17 protein-coding genes are annotated in these 13,844 nt (G+C 45.0%); all 17 read right to left on the reverse strand.

Features of this window, described 5'->3' with window-relative positions; all coding sequences use genetic code 11:
• Positions 1–62 precede the first annotated feature (62 nt).
• A complete protein-coding gene (locus SPK40_RS05100) occupies positions 63–416 on the reverse strand; it encodes a DUF1428 domain-containing protein (protein ID WP_330959640.1) in 354 nt (117 codons plus the stop codon).
• 25 nt (positions 417–441) lie between these two features.
• Positions 442–831: a YciI family protein gene (locus SPK40_RS05105; RefSeq protein WP_330959641.1), complete on the reverse strand. Its 390-nt coding sequence runs from the start codon at positions 829–831 to the stop codon at positions 442–444.
• A gap of 33 nt (positions 832–864) precedes the next feature.
• A complete protein-coding gene (locus tag SPK40_RS05110; RefSeq protein ID WP_330959642.1) occupies positions 865–1,719 on the reverse strand; it encodes a YciI family protein in 855 nt (284 codons plus the stop codon).
• 118 nt (positions 1,720–1,837) lie between these two features.
• A complete protein-coding gene (locus tag SPK40_RS05115; protein WP_330959643.1) occupies positions 1,838–3,115 on the reverse strand; it encodes an RNA polymerase sigma factor in 1,278 nt (425 codons plus the stop codon).
• Between the two features lie 69 nt (positions 3,116–3,184).
• Positions 3,185–3,598 (reverse strand): GNAT family N-acetyltransferase, encoded by a 414-nt coding sequence (locus tag SPK40_RS05120; RefSeq protein ID WP_330959644.1) that lies wholly within the window; start codon positions 3,596–3,598, stop codon positions 3,185–3,187.
• A gap of 108 nt (positions 3,599–3,706) precedes the next feature.
• On the reverse strand, positions 3,707–4,186 hold the full coding sequence (locus SPK40_RS05125; RefSeq protein WP_330959645.1) for a GFA family protein: 480 nt from the start codon (positions 4,184–4,186) through the stop codon (positions 3,707–3,709).
• 218 nt (positions 4,187–4,404) lie between these two features.
• Complete coding sequence (locus SPK40_RS05130) at positions 4,405–4,941, reverse strand: RNA 2'-phosphotransferase (protein WP_330959646.1); 537 nt, start codon at positions 4,939–4,941, stop codon at positions 4,405–4,407.
• Between the two features lie 389 nt (positions 4,942–5,330).
• The gene (locus SPK40_RS05135; RefSeq protein ID WP_330959647.1) at positions 5,331–5,645 is read right to left on the reverse strand and encodes a hypothetical protein; all 315 of its coding nucleotides are present in this window, start codon (positions 5,643–5,645) and stop codon (positions 5,331–5,333) included.
• A gap of 213 nt (positions 5,646–5,858) precedes the next feature.
• Entirely contained in the window at positions 5,859–6,107 is a 249-nt protein-coding gene (locus tag SPK40_RS05140) for a DUF3297 family protein (RefSeq protein ID WP_248139833.1), read from the reverse strand.
• Positions 6,108–6,563: 456 nt separating this feature from the next.
• Positions 6,564–7,151 (reverse strand): hypothetical protein, encoded by a 588-nt coding sequence (locus SPK40_RS05145; protein WP_330959648.1) that lies wholly within the window; start codon positions 7,149–7,151, stop codon positions 6,564–6,566.
• A 752-nt stretch (positions 7,152–7,903) separates the two neighbouring features.
• Complete coding sequence (locus tag SPK40_RS05150; protein ID WP_248139829.1) at positions 7,904–8,170, reverse strand: hypothetical protein; 267 nt, start codon at positions 8,168–8,170, stop codon at positions 7,904–7,906.
• 30 nt (positions 8,171–8,200) lie between these two features.
• Entirely contained in the window at positions 8,201–8,743 is a 543-nt protein-coding gene (locus SPK40_RS05155) for a hypothetical protein (protein ID WP_330959649.1), read from the reverse strand.
• A 103-nt stretch (positions 8,744–8,846) separates the two neighbouring features.
• Positions 8,847–9,401, reverse strand: coding sequence for a TFIIB-type zinc ribbon-containing protein (locus SPK40_RS05160; RefSeq protein ID WP_330959650.1), 555 nt, complete (start codon positions 9,399–9,401; stop codon positions 8,847–8,849).
• 579 nt (positions 9,402–9,980) lie between these two features.
• Positions 9,981–11,015, reverse strand: a complete 1,035-nt coding sequence (locus SPK40_RS05165; RefSeq protein ID WP_248139824.1) for a flagellin — start codon at positions 11,013–11,015, stop codon at positions 9,981–9,983.
• A 15-nt stretch (positions 11,016–11,030) separates the two neighbouring features.
• Complete coding sequence (gene flgL, locus SPK40_RS05170) at positions 11,031–11,930, reverse strand: flagellar hook-associated protein FlgL (protein ID WP_248139823.1); 900 nt, start codon at positions 11,928–11,930, stop codon at positions 11,031–11,033.
• A 10-nt stretch (positions 11,931–11,940) separates the two neighbouring features.
• Positions 11,941–13,314, reverse strand: a complete 1,374-nt coding sequence (gene flgK, locus SPK40_RS05175; RefSeq protein WP_330959651.1) for a flagellar hook-associated protein FlgK — start codon at positions 13,312–13,314, stop codon at positions 11,941–11,943.
• Complete coding sequence (locus SPK40_RS05180; RefSeq protein ID WP_248139821.1) at positions 13,314–13,835, reverse strand: rod-binding protein; 522 nt, start codon at positions 13,833–13,835, stop codon at positions 13,314–13,316. Before SPK40_RS05180 ends, flgK begins: the two co-directional genes overlap by 1 nt.
• Positions 13,836–13,844 lie beyond the last annotated feature (9 nt).

The following is a 13,844-nucleotide window of genomic DNA, read 5'->3' on the forward strand; positions in this document are numbered from 1 at the left end:
AGAAAAGGTCTGAACTCATTCGTGGATATCTGCTTGCTTTCCCATTTAAAGTTCAGCTGAAACTAACAATCGACGATGGTTTCAAAACCACCATAAATCAGGCGCTTCCCGTCAAAAGGCATGGGATTTTCTTTCGGGTCACAGAATGGGTCTTTCATGAACTTCGTCATACCTTCATCCCGTGCCGCTTTTGACGGCCACTGAATCCATGAAAACACCACAGTTTCATTCTGCTTACACTGAACCGCCAACGGAAATGAAGTCACTTCTCCGTCCGGTACATCATTTCCCCAGGTTTCCACCACACGTTCAGCACCGTACTTTTTGAATAACTGCGCGGCCGCTTCAGCATGCTGCTGATATTCGTCTCGTTTATCTGTCGGCACAGCACAAACGAAGCCATCTACATAACTCATGGTGATTCTCCTCTGCAAATGATGCTCACCGAACATCTGCGTCTTGATAACCCACATTATTTTCTGCCTGAAGCTCGCGTACCGGCCGGATTTCAACGCTGCCATAGCGTGCCGGCGGAATTTTACTCGCCACCTGAATCGCTTCATTCAGATCCCGGACATCCAGCAAATAAAAGCCGGCCAACTGCTCTTTGGTTTCAGCAAACGGCCCGTCCGTGATGTCAATCTTGCCATTCCGGACACGCAACGTCGTTGCTGTCTGAGTGGAAAGCAGCGCCTCGCCGCCAATCATATAGTCCCGGGAACGCAGTGATTCACCGCAATCCATGCACTCCCGATTCAGCGAATCCCATTCGGCTTGCGTCAGTGATTTCATTTGAGACTCGTCGTAATACACCAAAGCCACATATTTCATGACAGCCACACTCCTTGTTTGAGTTAAGAAAGTTTACTGCGGGTTGGTGTCGCTGCCTGGCAGCATCACCATCCAGCCAATACCAAACTTATCCGTCACCTGGCCATACAAAGGTGACCAAAAAGTTTTCTCAAGGGGCATCCGCACAGATCCACCATCAGCCAGCGCATCAAATACCCGGCGCGCTTCGTCTTCAGAATCAATCGTCAACGTCAGGTTAAACCCGGTAAAAGGCCCTTCATCACCACAACCATCTGAAGCGAAAATTTTCATATCCCCGATCCTAAACTCACAGTGCATGACCTTCTCTTCGAAGCCCGGAGGTAACATACCCTCAGGTATCGGGTCAGGACTTTCATTGAACCGGAACATCAAACCAACACTGGCACCCAGATGCTTCTGATAATATTCAAGTGCTTCGTCACAACGTCCGGAAAAAAACAGATAGCAGTTCGACTGAGCTTTTTGCATCGAAAGTGTTTGCCGTAATTTGTCTTCCTGCTCCCGAACCGAGCCATCAGAATCGATCCCGGCAAAATCATCCATTTCAAAATAAGGACGGATTTCAATGTCAGAGGCTTCTTCCATCGGATTCGGGCATTTTTTCACCCACGCGATCGCGTCTTCCATTGAGCGCACATTCCACACCCAATAACCGGCCACGAGTTCATTCGTTTCCGCAAAAGGCCCCTTCGTTACGGAACGGTCTCGTCCATCGAAACGCACCCGAACACCTTCACTGCTGGGCTTCAATCCTTCGCCGGCCTCCATAATGCCTGCTTTGACCAGGGTTTCATTAAAATCACCCATTGCCTGCAATAACGCCTGACTTGGCATTTTACCGGCTTCCGAACTTTCACTTGCTTTCACGATGACCATGACTTTCATTGTGCTTCTCCAATATGTGTGGATTCAGATGAATTTCAGAGCACTCCTTTCTGCTCTCTACACAATAGTCGAGTGGAGATTCGTGAAATCGACAGCGCGTGAAAAAAAATTTCACTTTTTATTTCGATGAGGAAAGTTCCGCCAGTTTACGCTTGAGAATACGTTGCTCAGGAACTTGCTGGGTCAGGCTCAAAGCGTGTTCAAATGCCGCAATCGCCTCTTGATTTCGACCGGCCCGACTCAACAATTCTCCGTAGGTCGCATAAGTCAGATGATATTGTTGCAGGACTTTTTGCGTCAGCAGACGCTCAACTAAAACCAGACCAGCCTGAGGCCCCTCACACATCGCCACAGCAACGGCCTGGTTCAGTTCAATCACGGGAGATGGTGCGACCTGAAGCAGCAAAGAATAAAGTGACACGATTTGCTGCCAGTCCGTGCTGTCAGCATCCGGCGCTTGAGCATGGACGGCAGCGATTGCAGCCTGAATCGTGTAGTAACCAAAATCTCGGGTCCCCAGAGCGCTCTGGACCAATGCTATCCCCTCCTGAATCAGAGATGCATCCCATAAGGTTCGATCCTGCGCTTCAAGCAGAACGATGTCGCCATCCGAATCCGTTCTGGCTGGCCGACGGGATTCGGTGAGCAGCATCAGTGCCAGTAAACCAGAGACTTCAGCATCCGGTAACAAAGACAGTATTAAACGCGCCAAGCGAATCGCTTCTGCCGTCAGCTCGCACCGTATCACATGCTCCCCCGCAGAGGCGGAGTACCCTTCGTTATAAACCAGATAAATCACAGACAGTGCAGACTCAATTCTGTCCGGCAGTTCACTTTGAGACGGGATTTGAAAGGGGATCCGGGCATCACGGATTTTGGCTTTCCCTCGCACAATGCGTTGCGCCATTGTGGATGGTGTTGTCAGAAAGGCGCTGGCAATTTCTTCCGTGGTTAAGCCACAGACTTCCCGGAGTGTCAGCGCAACCTGCACTTTAGGATCAATCGCCGGGTGACAGCAGGTAAAAATCAGACGCAGCTGATCGTCTTCAATCACATCGGCATCCGGTTCGCGCGAGTCTTCGCTGCTTTTGGATATCACGGGTGAATCGATCGGGGATTCGAGCAGTTCTGAAAGAATCTCACCCTGGCGTTTCTGACGGCGCAAATGATCAATCGCTTTGAAGCGGCCTGCAGAAACCAGCCAGGCACTGGGATTGTCCGGAATTCCTTCCTGTCGCCACTGCGTCAGCGCGGCACTGAAAGCATCATGAAGTGCCTCTTCCGCAAGTTCGAAATCGCCCAGCAATCGAATTAAGGTTGCATACACTTTACGGGCTTGATTACGGTACAGATCATCAATTTCTTTTTGTACCCGATCATTACTGTCATTCGTCATCCATTTATCTTCCTTGCGATACAACGAACGATGATGCAAGCGCCTCGATTTCAATGGTGTACAGGCATCTCAAAGCACCATCTGATAAATCCGGCTCGCCTCTCCATGAAGATCATAGCCGTCTTCGATTCGTTGCCAGCCAAATTTTTCATACAAACCATCATGTCCGGTTGTGAGATATAACTTTTCATATCCCATTGTTTTTACAATTGCTTTGGCATGTTCAAAAATTCTCCCGGATAAGCGTTGTCCCCGATGCTCAGGGGAAACATAAACACTCGAGAGCCAGGGATATAAATCATGCCGGCTGATAAAGTCATTCATGATCAGACCAAAGCATCCCACGATCTCTTGCCCGCAGAGCAGTAAAAAGAACTGCGGAATGCGCTTCATATCTTTCTCTGAGTTCGAAATTGCATCAGCATAGAAAGCATAATTATCTGGCCCGCCCCAAATCGCGTGGATATAGTTGATGCCTTCCACCAGGCCGCCAGTGTGGTCATGGATACAAACAATCTTGTACATTTCAGACTCCGATGAAGACGGACACCTGAATATGGTCATTCAGGAGCCTTAAGTTTTTCTTATCCTTCACTTTTCTGGCCAGTCGGTTGTCTCATGGTCAGGATGCTGACGGTTTGACACTTTTATGGCAAGAAATCCATCGGGATCATTGTCTTCAGTTGTCCCGTAATCTTTGAGCTCACGAAGCTGGTCAACCTGTGGAAGTCGATTCTCCATACCTAACTGAAATTTCAACGGGATTTTCTTCGGTTCATCGAAAGAAGCAATTGAGAGTGAAATATGTTTATTCTTGTCATGTTTAAAAAATAGTGGCGTCCCACAGTTTGAACAGAACCCCCGCTCGACAAATTCAGAACTTCTGAACACAGAAGGCTGCCCCCGAGTCCAGGCAAAATCTGATAATGGAGCACCAATTAAAGCGGCGAAAAGATTCCCCACTGCTTTTTGACACATCCGGCAATGACAAACATGCGGGTTGTTTAATAGGCTGTGTGCAACAAATCTGATTTTGCCGCACTGACATCCACCGAATAATGCTTCAGACATGAAATCTTCTCCCTGATTTTATCTAACGTCTTAGTATAAGCTACATCTCGAAAAATCAAACCGGGAGATTTAAATTATCACATCAGAACCCTTGACGATAATTGGCATACAGAATCAGGTAGAACCATACAAAAACACACAGACTTAGCAAGATGGATGTACACATAAAGCATCACAGAAATAATCAATTCACATGAAAAACCATTTCTGACTATAATTTAAATCTGTTCTAAGTATTCTGCTGGAACAATATCTGTCAGCCATACATTGTTATATGTTTTATAGAATAAAAATCCATCTGTATGCATTCGTTCAGAATCAATTTTGAATATAACTGGTTTGCCGTATCGTTTTCCAACAGTCTCAGAGATTTCAATAGACTCAGTTAGATGTACATGATGTCTTTCGCCTTTCACTAGTCCGTGGTTAAATATTGAGCTCACATTTTGCTCAGCTGTTCCATGAAAAAGTTGGCCAGGAGGCTCTGTGGCGGTGAGATCCAAGTCAACTTGAATCGTGTGTCCCTGATTTGCCCGGATTTTAGTACCCGTCTCATCAATCACGAATCGACGCTTGTCATTTGTTGCAACAACAAATTCTAATATTTCTTTGGACAACCGTATATCTTGAGAAAGTCTGATTAAATCGTCAATCGAAGCCCAACCATTACGGTCAAGAACTAAAGCAATTGATTCTGGCTTATGTCGTAGAATGAAACTCAAGTACTTTGATATCTTTGTAATTTCTTTATTCATGAATCACTCAACTCAAATAATATGTGTATAAACCTTTGGGGATTTTGTTTTAAATCATAGCAAATTGAAACACTTAACAGAATCATCCCTTCTGAAATGATTTAATTCATTTAACAATAGTCATTTTTAGTAAAACTAGATGCTAATATTTGCTGAGATGTCGCTGGATTAGCATCTTCAAGTTTCTCACCACAATTAGGACAAGTAAATTCTGACTTACATACAGTGAATAGGCGCATAGCATAAAAATTATGGTATTCATCACATTGTAGATAAACTGTTCTACATTGCGTGCAACAAATGAAGACTAACCCAGATTGGCCCTCGCATAAAGGACAATATCTATGCTGTGTCGATAGATACCATACTGGCTGATTTATTTTCATTCATCAATACATATTGGCAATATCATAAGCGATAGTTAATACCTGTCCTTTGCTTGGAGAATCACTCGGAATAACTTCAATCTCTTGTACTTCAAGATCGCCACCATATTTTTCATTGGCAATTCTCACCCCAGAAATAACTTCTCCTATATATTGATTGAGATCAAAATTCAACTTCGAATCAACGTTATCTGCAGTAATTATTTTTATAACAGCGACACCTTTTGCTAATGTCTGATCAAATTTAATTGATACCAGAACCCAATTGGATCCTGTAATGTTCGACTTTCGATAATGGATACTTTTTTGTATATTCATATAACCTTTAAATAATATTTAATGTAAATTAATTCATCACCGCACATATTCTCCGAGAAAGGAATTAACCATAGAAAGAATGTTGTGAAAATTTTTAAAACGTAATATTTATTTGTAGAATGGAAAACCTGATTGCAAGAAAATGATTTAAAGAATAGTACATAGAGCCTGATAAAACTCTATGTACTTTATTGAGCAGTTAAAGGTGCAACATTACTTGTAGAATGCTTCGACTTCACCTTTCAGCTTGATCAACATCGGTTGGCCCCAACGGTCCTTCGCTTTCGGTGATGCGATTTTCACCCAGCCTTCACTGATGCAGTATTCTTCAACATCGGTACGTTCTTTACCATTTAAACGAATGCCAATCGCGTGTTCAAAGCACTCTGCCACATAATGCGGGCTGCGCGGGTTACCTGCCAGATGATCTGGTAAAGCTGGTTTCGAGTTGTTGTCGCTCATCATAATGACCTGATAATAGTTATCAAAAGGTGCATTCTAGACAAGTAGCACCATTGGCTCAACTGTTCTAGCTGACAACAAAGCTCGATTAAGCTTTTGATCCTAGCCGTAAATGCAATAGCGAGCATAAGGTAGATCATGGAACTCACTCTCATACGCCAATTTACATACCAAAACTGCCAGCTCTTATTGGATATGTCTCCAACACCTGTGGACATAACTCATAAAAAACATCAGACAATTCAGAACTATTGTGTAAGTGTTCATGTTATCCGCATGCTGCAAAGTCCTGTTGTTGAGAACGCTTTTCAACGCATGCTGGCTATGCCTCTCAAGTAATGACCATGAAATACAACAGAATAATAGTTTTGACTTCATGAACTATTTTATTCACCGTATTTTATCATGAAAAACATAAACATTTCAGTCATTACCATGTATGGATTTTTAACAAACTCAATCAAATACCTTTGATAAATATGGTTCCAACGCGCCTGGTGTCATGGAATATGCAGAGTAATATGTATCACTTCCAAAATCTTTACTATGTAAATACCATTCCCCAGAAAAAAGACCCATTAGTACTTTCGAAACTTGGTATAACTTTATAAGCATGAATATAGCCACCAAGACAAAAATAAAATAAATCGGAAAATGCATTATTGATTCATGATTTTCATAAACATTTATACCTGATAATACTGTCAAACCAAATATAATCATAGCCTTTGGTAAAATCATCAATAAATATTTCCTTCTGAGTTCTTGCTCACTCTTACAATGTAAATTGAATAAAGAGCTTCTTGACTCGGTAATGGGAATACCATGGATATTAATATTCCAACGAGTTTCAGAAGTTTCTACTAATGTAGTCTCATCTTTTTTCCAACCATCAATTGTAATAGAAACAACAATAGCATATATCAACTTTACGACGATTAGATAAATCAACATCGCTTGCGCATTCAAAGCAGCCCCAACACATGCCAAACCTATTGAGAATAAATGAATAATTGGTCCAAACATTATTTTTTTGTCACTCATAATATACCACAAATATTTTATTCAAATAAAAAATTGAGAACGTCGCATTAAAAAACATCTTACTCTTCCCTTATCCCGGACTTCATCATTTCCAATCAGGCAGATAAAATATCGAGTTAAGATAAGTTTTTTCATAAAAAATGAATTTTTAAACCCAATAATTAATTGATATTTCCACCTCTATAATCGATATCACCTTGAGCAAGCATGAATAATTTGCTTCTGTAAGTCATATTCTTCAAACTAAACTGCAAACAGATAGCTTACCATTATTCAAACTGACTCATATATTCGGGCAAGACTACTTTGTTCCAACATGTTGTCTAATAGCATTCCCCCTTCGGTTGAATATGTTCAATGCCATATGCAAGCCGGGCACAGTCACACAAGCACGCTACCGCCCCTGACAATCAAATCTCGTGTCAGAAAATATGTTCAATTAGCAGACAATATAGGCGGATAGCAGCACGGTATTACTAAACGTATTTATTTAATTTATGAATCTGTGCTGGAATACAAAGTGACAATCATAAGAAAGAGAATTGAACCGTTGAAATGACCAATGTGACAATGCCAGAGCTGATTCAACCTTGTAAGCAATGCTTTAAATCCCCCATCGAATTGATATTAAAAGTTATCGTAACCTAACAGAAAAAAGAAAGGACACCACGATGCTTGATTGTTGCATCACGTCGCCCTTTCTCAGTTTCTGACTTGAAATCAGTCCATCCATCAGTACAGGAAAATTTCTGTTATTCCTCGACGAACTCTACTTTGCCTTGAATGACACCTTGCAGGATCAGCACACCACGAATCACAGCGATCGCCATAATCAATGACATCACACCACTACAAGCAGCCAGGACATAGATGAGCATACGTTCATCTGAGAAGTCATTCGCATTGGCTTCTAAAATATGGTTATAAGAAACTCTGCCTAGAATAAAACTCATTAAAAATGGAATCAGCAGGCTGAGTTTAAACTTTTCACGGGTGACTTTTTTGACTTCATCTGACATACGACTTTTCCTGCTCAAATATAAATATAGTTAAGGTGCAATTTGCAACGCATCTGCAACGAAAAAGTCGCTTTTTAATACAACAGACCCCATGGCCTTGCTGCTTTCAAATCCGACCCATTGCATCATTGCGCCAAACTTTTTTTCATCATGATGATAAGTCAGCGTATCAATCAGTTCGCCACTTGCTGTATATGCCTCAAAGGTAATATAAGGCGCTGAAGCACAACAAGATGTGAACGCCCAATATCCCCCAAACCGGGTAACGGGTTGATTAAATGTGAATGTAGACTGGTTACCATCACCGTTTACCCCCAGAAACACGCTGCCTTCAATTGGTTTTGGACGACCGGCAGAACCAAAACTGAAACTCTGTTCTGTTGCATAGCCGTAATAAGGCGATGTTGAACGAAATATGCCTTGTTCACCAAAAATCGATAAATCACCTTCGACTTTTTTATCAATCCCTTCCCAGCCTTCCTGCCACTGGCCCTGAAAAACATCGATTTTTTCCAGCGAGGCATTTGCACTTCCCATGGCCAGAATAAAAGCCATGTAGATCATCTTTTTCATATTTCTTACCCAAACGATGATTCATGACAACGTCATCAGTGAAATTGAATTCGGAAAAATCAGCGGGAATAACAACCCGCTGAACTCAACAATGAATTTGTGTTTACTTTTCTGCTGAATACGGATCTTCCGCCAGAAGATAAGCTCGTAAATCCGCTTTTTGTGGTTGCTGTTGCAGCCATTCACGGAAAGCTTTCACTTGGGTGTAGTTTTCTTCTCCGAATTTATCCCGGTAGATATCGCTGAAGTTCTGTTTAGTACTTTGTTCACGAATCTGGTGCTGCCATTGCTTGGTGACTACAGCGTTCAATGTACCTGCCAGCCCCTCAGTTTTCAGCAGTTCCCATTCGCCACGGTCGAGCCACAAACCACCCACCGCTGCACTGTAATCCACCCGGTGATCATTCTGCGCAGAAATTCGGAATTTATGCATAATTGTGCCAGTCACCGGACACAACAAGGCTTTCTTCGTGTCAGCTGCTTCTTGCTCGAAGCTGATTTCATCTGAAAACTGATAGTCCGGATTTCTGTCTTTCCAGGCGACGAAATCTTCAATTAAAATCCAGTTCCCCTCACAGCCCGAACAGGTATGGGCTCTGAACTGGCCTTCAATAAAACTGGGATTCAAAGTTCCTTGTTTACAACTTGTACACTTCATTTTATTTCCTTCATGATGCGGTCAAACAAAACTGCTGCAAAAATGTTCATCATCGCAGTCGTTTTATTTCACAGTATTTTTTCAGAATGTATTTCCAGTCGGATTCTACCGAAATCAACTCAACCTGCTGAATCTCTTTCAGGATAAAAATATAGCAATAGCGATGCTAAGCACAGAGCAAATACAATGACAATTGACTTTACATCCGAATTTCGCTGCAAGATGAGTTTGTATATCTGATGATTAATTTCGGTTTGTCTGTCCTAACAGCCAAGGCTGCGCATTTAAATTTCACGGCAATGCTGAGTGAAGTGTAAACATCTGAAGTACGCCAAAGTAACATTCAGTTCTGTTTAGTTCTGTGCAATCAAACACCGTACACACTGTGTTATAGGCGACACGTCTTCAGCTTTATTAACCTTTTCTGAATTAGAATCTGGGCAGGCAGAAAAGACGCCATTCAGACCTCACAAGAACAGGCTGATTCAAGTGGGAGGTAGAGATAAAAAAACGGCCTGCATTGCAGACCGTTTTGAACCGGAAGTTTTATTTCCGCTTCCGGGTGTTTCAGCAACACCGCTACTTCAGCAGCGCGACGACCGTATGACGATGGACATTCGCCTGAGCGGTTACCACCTGATAGGTTGCGGCAAACGAACGGTTGCTCCGGATCGTTTGAAGCTTCTCGTCAATATGATCTGTACTTTGAACCGCCATCGCTTTGCCGACTTTGCTGTCGACATCCGCCTGGAAGTTTCTGAGCTGATCCAACCCTTTTTGTACCTGTTGCAACCCCTGATTGACCTGACGCATGGTGTGACGGATTTGTTCCCCGTCAGCCAGCTTCAGCGCCATATTTTCAATGCCCTGCGGTTCAGGTTGCAGTTTAATCCGGTTGGGTTGCCCGGCCGGGTAACGATGCCCCTGGCCGCTGATGGTTACATGATTGCCAATCGCCTGAAAATCGGAATGACGTGCAGAAAAAATCACCTCGCCTTTATCGGTCGCGGCTGCACGTAAACCCAGAGGGATCACTGCTTTGTCGATCATCTGTGACAACTGACGATCAGTCTTCGTCGCATCCATGGTCAGCAAGGCGGTGCCTCGGTCCGGAATGCTCAGTTGCAGCTGCTCGCTTTGCTGGCGCTGACGAACCAGGTTCAGTCCGTTCACCGTAAAGCTTTGCGTCGGTTCACCCTTCGACTGAAATTCAAGCTGCGTATTCAGAACACGATCACCGTCAAAGCGGCTGCCATTCAGCGTCTGATTGACATTGTTCTGATGGCGCTGGAGCTGATCGATACGTCCCTGCGTGACAGCCGTTGAGCTGCCCAGCATCTGCGTCAGGATTTTTTTCATTCCTTGCAGATCACGGCCGACACTCACCAGGCCCTGATACGCAATTTGCCCGCGTGTTAGCTGCTGCTGTCCCTGAGAGAAAAGTTCGCTGGCTGTCGCATACCCATTCTGGACCACAGCCGGACGCGCAGCAGGCTGATATTCCTGTATCGCGGAAACAGTTCCACCGGCCGGAGCCGGTGGTGCAATCGTTGCTTTGTCATTTTTCAGCAGAGATACCGACTGTTGCCGGATCTCTGCAGTAGAGTTCACCATAGTGTTCTCTCTTCCTTATAAGCGATCGAATAATGACAGATCGTTAATTTTGGTAAAGCTGGCCTGAGTCGCCTGCAGCGCAGACAAATAATTGCTCAGTCGCACAGAGGCTTCCGCGTAATCCAGATTTTTCAGATCACCTTCAACCTTGTCGACGAACAACTTGTTATCCGCATGGCCATCGGACATCAGATCCAGGTTGTTATGACGACCACCCATGTCGGTCATTGCGCCCAGCACATTGCCGTAGGTGTCATCGATCGCAGCCAGAGTCGCATCCACTTCCGTGCGGAAGTTTGCAGTCGGTGCCTGGAACTCAGCGATCAGATCATCAATCTTCTGGAAAACCGTCGCACCACCGCCTAAATTCAGCAGCTCCTGAGCGGTCACGTTTGATTCCATAGTCACGCCTTTCGCAACAGTCACCAGACGTTTGTCAGTGTTGCCGTTCAGCGTATAACCCGCACCGGTATCGGTCAGCGCCTGAGTACTGGTCAGGGTACCTGAGAACAGGTAAATCCCTTCTTCATCCTGTGCATTAAAGGTGGCAATCATGCCATCTTTCAGGCTTTCCATCTCAGAGATAATGCCTTGGCGATCTGCGGTTGTCATGGTGCCGTTTGCACCCCATAGCACAAGATCACGTAAACTCCTCAAACTTTCACTGGAGGTGCTTAAATACGCTTCCTGGCTTGACAGCGTGGTCTTCACGTTGGCGATGTTGTCCTGATACTGAATCAGGGCACTGCCTTCGCGGTTCAGGTTCAGCATTTTGATGGAATCGATCGGGTCATCCGACAGTTTGGTCAGACGGTCGCCGGTCGACATTTGCTGCATCACTTCGCCCAGACCAACGTTATTTTTGTTCAGGCTGGCGAGCATCATCTGGCTGAATTGAGTATCACTGATACGCATGAGTCATTCCTTAAAACATTGCGAGCACGGTATCGAACAGATTGTTCGCAGTACTGATTACCTTCATATTCGCCTGATAAGCATTGGCGAAGACCATCAGGTTCGCAGCTTCTTCATCACTGTTCACTGAGCTCAGGTTTTCTTTCACGGCAATAGCCTGTGAATTCAGGCTATCCGCTGCCTTGGCGTCTGAAGACACCTGACGGGCCTTAATCGCGGTATCGCCAACCATTGAAGTAAAGGCATCGCTGATAGAAATATTGCCGTAACCTGTCACCGCAAAAGTCTGGTTACTCAGGCCGATCAGCGAGGTCAGTACATCACTGTTACCCGGTGTACCATCGGAAGACAGTGCCAACTCATCTGGCTGCAGCGTTGTAATTTTCAGGCTCGAAGACGGGCTGGTCGGATCGTAGGCAAACAGTGGCTGACCCGCGTTACCGTTCAGGTCCTGACCCGTGGCCAGCGTATTGTTGAATGCATCTGCAATCGCAACCGCCATGTCATCCAGTGATTCGCGGAATGGCAGCAGTGTATCCACCTGATAGTCGCTGATCGCACCCAGTTCACCGCCAATATCACCGTTAATCGGGAAACGCTGACCGATAAAGTCAATTTCCATATCCGCCAGATACGGGTCTGTTGCGTCCGGAACGGCTTTCAGTTGCGAAGCCTGATCACCAATCACCAGCGGCTGACCGGATGCCAGCGTCACCTGCATGCTGCCATCCGGCTGCATATTGGTTTTAATCGACATCATTTCAGACAACTGACCAATCAGCGCATCGCGCTCATCCAGCAAGTGCGACGGGTTACCACTGGTCGCACTCATCTCGACGATACGTTTGTTCACATCTGCGATATTCACCAGCAGACTGTTGCTCAGTTCAACGGCGGCAGTACGCTGATCGCTCAGGTCTTTATGCTGTGAATAATAGGACTCAGACAGCGTGTTAAAACGGCGTGTCAGCGCATCCGCTTCACTGATAATCTGCTGACGCAAAGGTGCAGACTCTGGCTTGACCGAAGCATCATTCAGCGCTGCATACAGGTTGTCTAAACCCATTGAGATATTGAAGCTGTCGGCACCCATAATGCTTTCCAGCTGTGACATATTGCTGAGATAGCGAGAGTTATATGATGCCTGACTCTGAGTTGCCCAGGTTTGTTTCACAACAAATTCGTCAGACACGCGGCGAATACCAGTGACTTCCACCCCACGGCCAGCCGAGTTCGCCATTGGCGAACCCGGGCCGACCGCAGCATACATAGCCTGCTGACGGCTGTATCCCGGTGTGTTTACATTGGCAACGTTCTGCGCGGTAACGTCAAGTCCAGCACGGTTTGCATTCAAACCGGATAACGCAATATTGATAATACTCATTAAGATCCGCGCTCCATTTTCTTCGCATCAATCTTAGAAATTAGCGGCTGCTGAAATGCCATGCTGCTGATCGCAGAAGGGGATTTGCCAGCCTTCAACTGCTCTTGATTTATGGCGACCTGGCTTTGGTTGGCGTTAAACTTGCCCGTTGGCATCAAAGAAGCGTTATTGGCTGCAATTTGATCCCGGTTCAGTTTTGTATCCATTGCCTCTTTGGGTCCAAGCTGTTTGACCAGCATGTCTGCAATTCCGGCACTCTGACGTTTCGCCATTTCCATCGCCATCTGACCGTCATAAAAGTCACGGAATACGCCCTGCTCCTTACTGGAAAAAGGGCTGTCTTCCGCAGCCAGTACATCGCTGCTGCTCCGCATCTGGCGAAGAACCATCTGCAGGAACATCGCTTCAAACTGTCCGGCAACTTCATGCAAAGCCTGCTTTTTGTCAGCCTGATACTTCAGGCTGTTCACTGCACTGTTATCGTGATAAAGCATGGCATTTGCCTGACCATCAATTTTCATTGTGTCTCC

It is taken from the genome of Photobacterium sp. 53610 (assembly GCF_036409375.1).
Classification (GTDB): domain Bacteria; phylum Pseudomonadota; class Gammaproteobacteria; order Enterobacterales; family Vibrionaceae; genus Photobacterium.

Excerpts from the sequence above, each read along its gene's own strand:
- flgL (WP_248139823.1), bottom strand. The coding sequence starts at position 11,930 with ATGCGTATCAGTGATACTCAATTCAGCCAGATGATGCTCGCCAGCCTG.
- SPK40_RS05105 (WP_330959641.1), bottom strand. The coding sequence starts at position 831 with ATGAAATATGTGGCTTTGGTGTATTACGACGAGTCTCAAATGAAATCA.
- SPK40_RS05140 (WP_248139833.1), bottom strand. The coding sequence starts at position 6,107 with ATGAGCGACAACAACTCGAAACCAGCTTTACCAGATCATCTGGCAGGT.
- SPK40_RS05130 (WP_330959646.1), bottom strand. The coding sequence starts at position 4,941 with ATGAATAAAGAAATTACAAAGATATCAAAGTACTTGAGTTTCATTCTA.
- SPK40_RS05125 (WP_330959645.1), bottom strand. The coding sequence starts at position 4,186 with ATGTCTGAAGCATTATTCGGTGGATGTCAGTGCGGCAAAATCAGATTT.
- flgK (WP_330959651.1), bottom strand. The coding sequence starts at position 13,314 with ATGAGTATTATCAATATTGCGTTATCCGGTTTGAATGCAAACCGTGCT.
- SPK40_RS05150 (WP_248139829.1), bottom strand. The coding sequence starts at position 8,170 with ATGTCAGATGAAGTCAAAAAAGTCACCCGTGAAAAGTTTAAACTCAGC.
- SPK40_RS05180 (WP_248139821.1), bottom strand. The coding sequence starts at position 13,835 with ATGAAAATTGATGGTCAGGCAAATGCCATGCTTTATCACGATAACAGT.
- SPK40_RS05100 (WP_330959640.1), bottom strand. The coding sequence starts at position 416 with ATGAGTTATGTAGATGGCTTCGTTTGTGCTGTGCCGACAGATAAACGA.
- SPK40_RS05145 (WP_330959648.1), bottom strand. The coding sequence starts at position 7,151 with ATGAGTGACAAAAAAATAATGTTTGGACCAATTATTCATTTATTCTCA.
- SPK40_RS05115 (WP_330959643.1), bottom strand. The coding sequence starts at position 3,115 with ATGACGAATGACAGTAATGATCGGGTACAAAAAGAAATTGATGATCTG.
- SPK40_RS05155 (WP_330959649.1), bottom strand. The coding sequence starts at position 8,743 with ATGAAAAAGATGATCTACATGGCTTTTATTCTGGCCATGGGAAGTGCA.
- SPK40_RS05110 (WP_330959642.1), bottom strand. The coding sequence starts at position 1,719 with ATGAAAGTCATGGTCATCGTGAAAGCAAGTGAAAGTTCGGAAGCCGGT.
- SPK40_RS05165 (WP_248139824.1), bottom strand. The coding sequence starts at position 11,015 with ATGGTGAACTCTACTGCAGAGATCCGGCAACAGTCGGTATCTCTGCTG.
- SPK40_RS05135 (WP_330959647.1), bottom strand. The coding sequence starts at position 5,645 with ATGAATATACAAAAAAGTATCCATTATCGAAAGTCGAACATTACAGGA.
- SPK40_RS05160 (WP_330959650.1), bottom strand. The coding sequence starts at position 9,401 with ATGAAGTGTACAAGTTGTAAACAAGGAACTTTGAATCCCAGTTTTATT.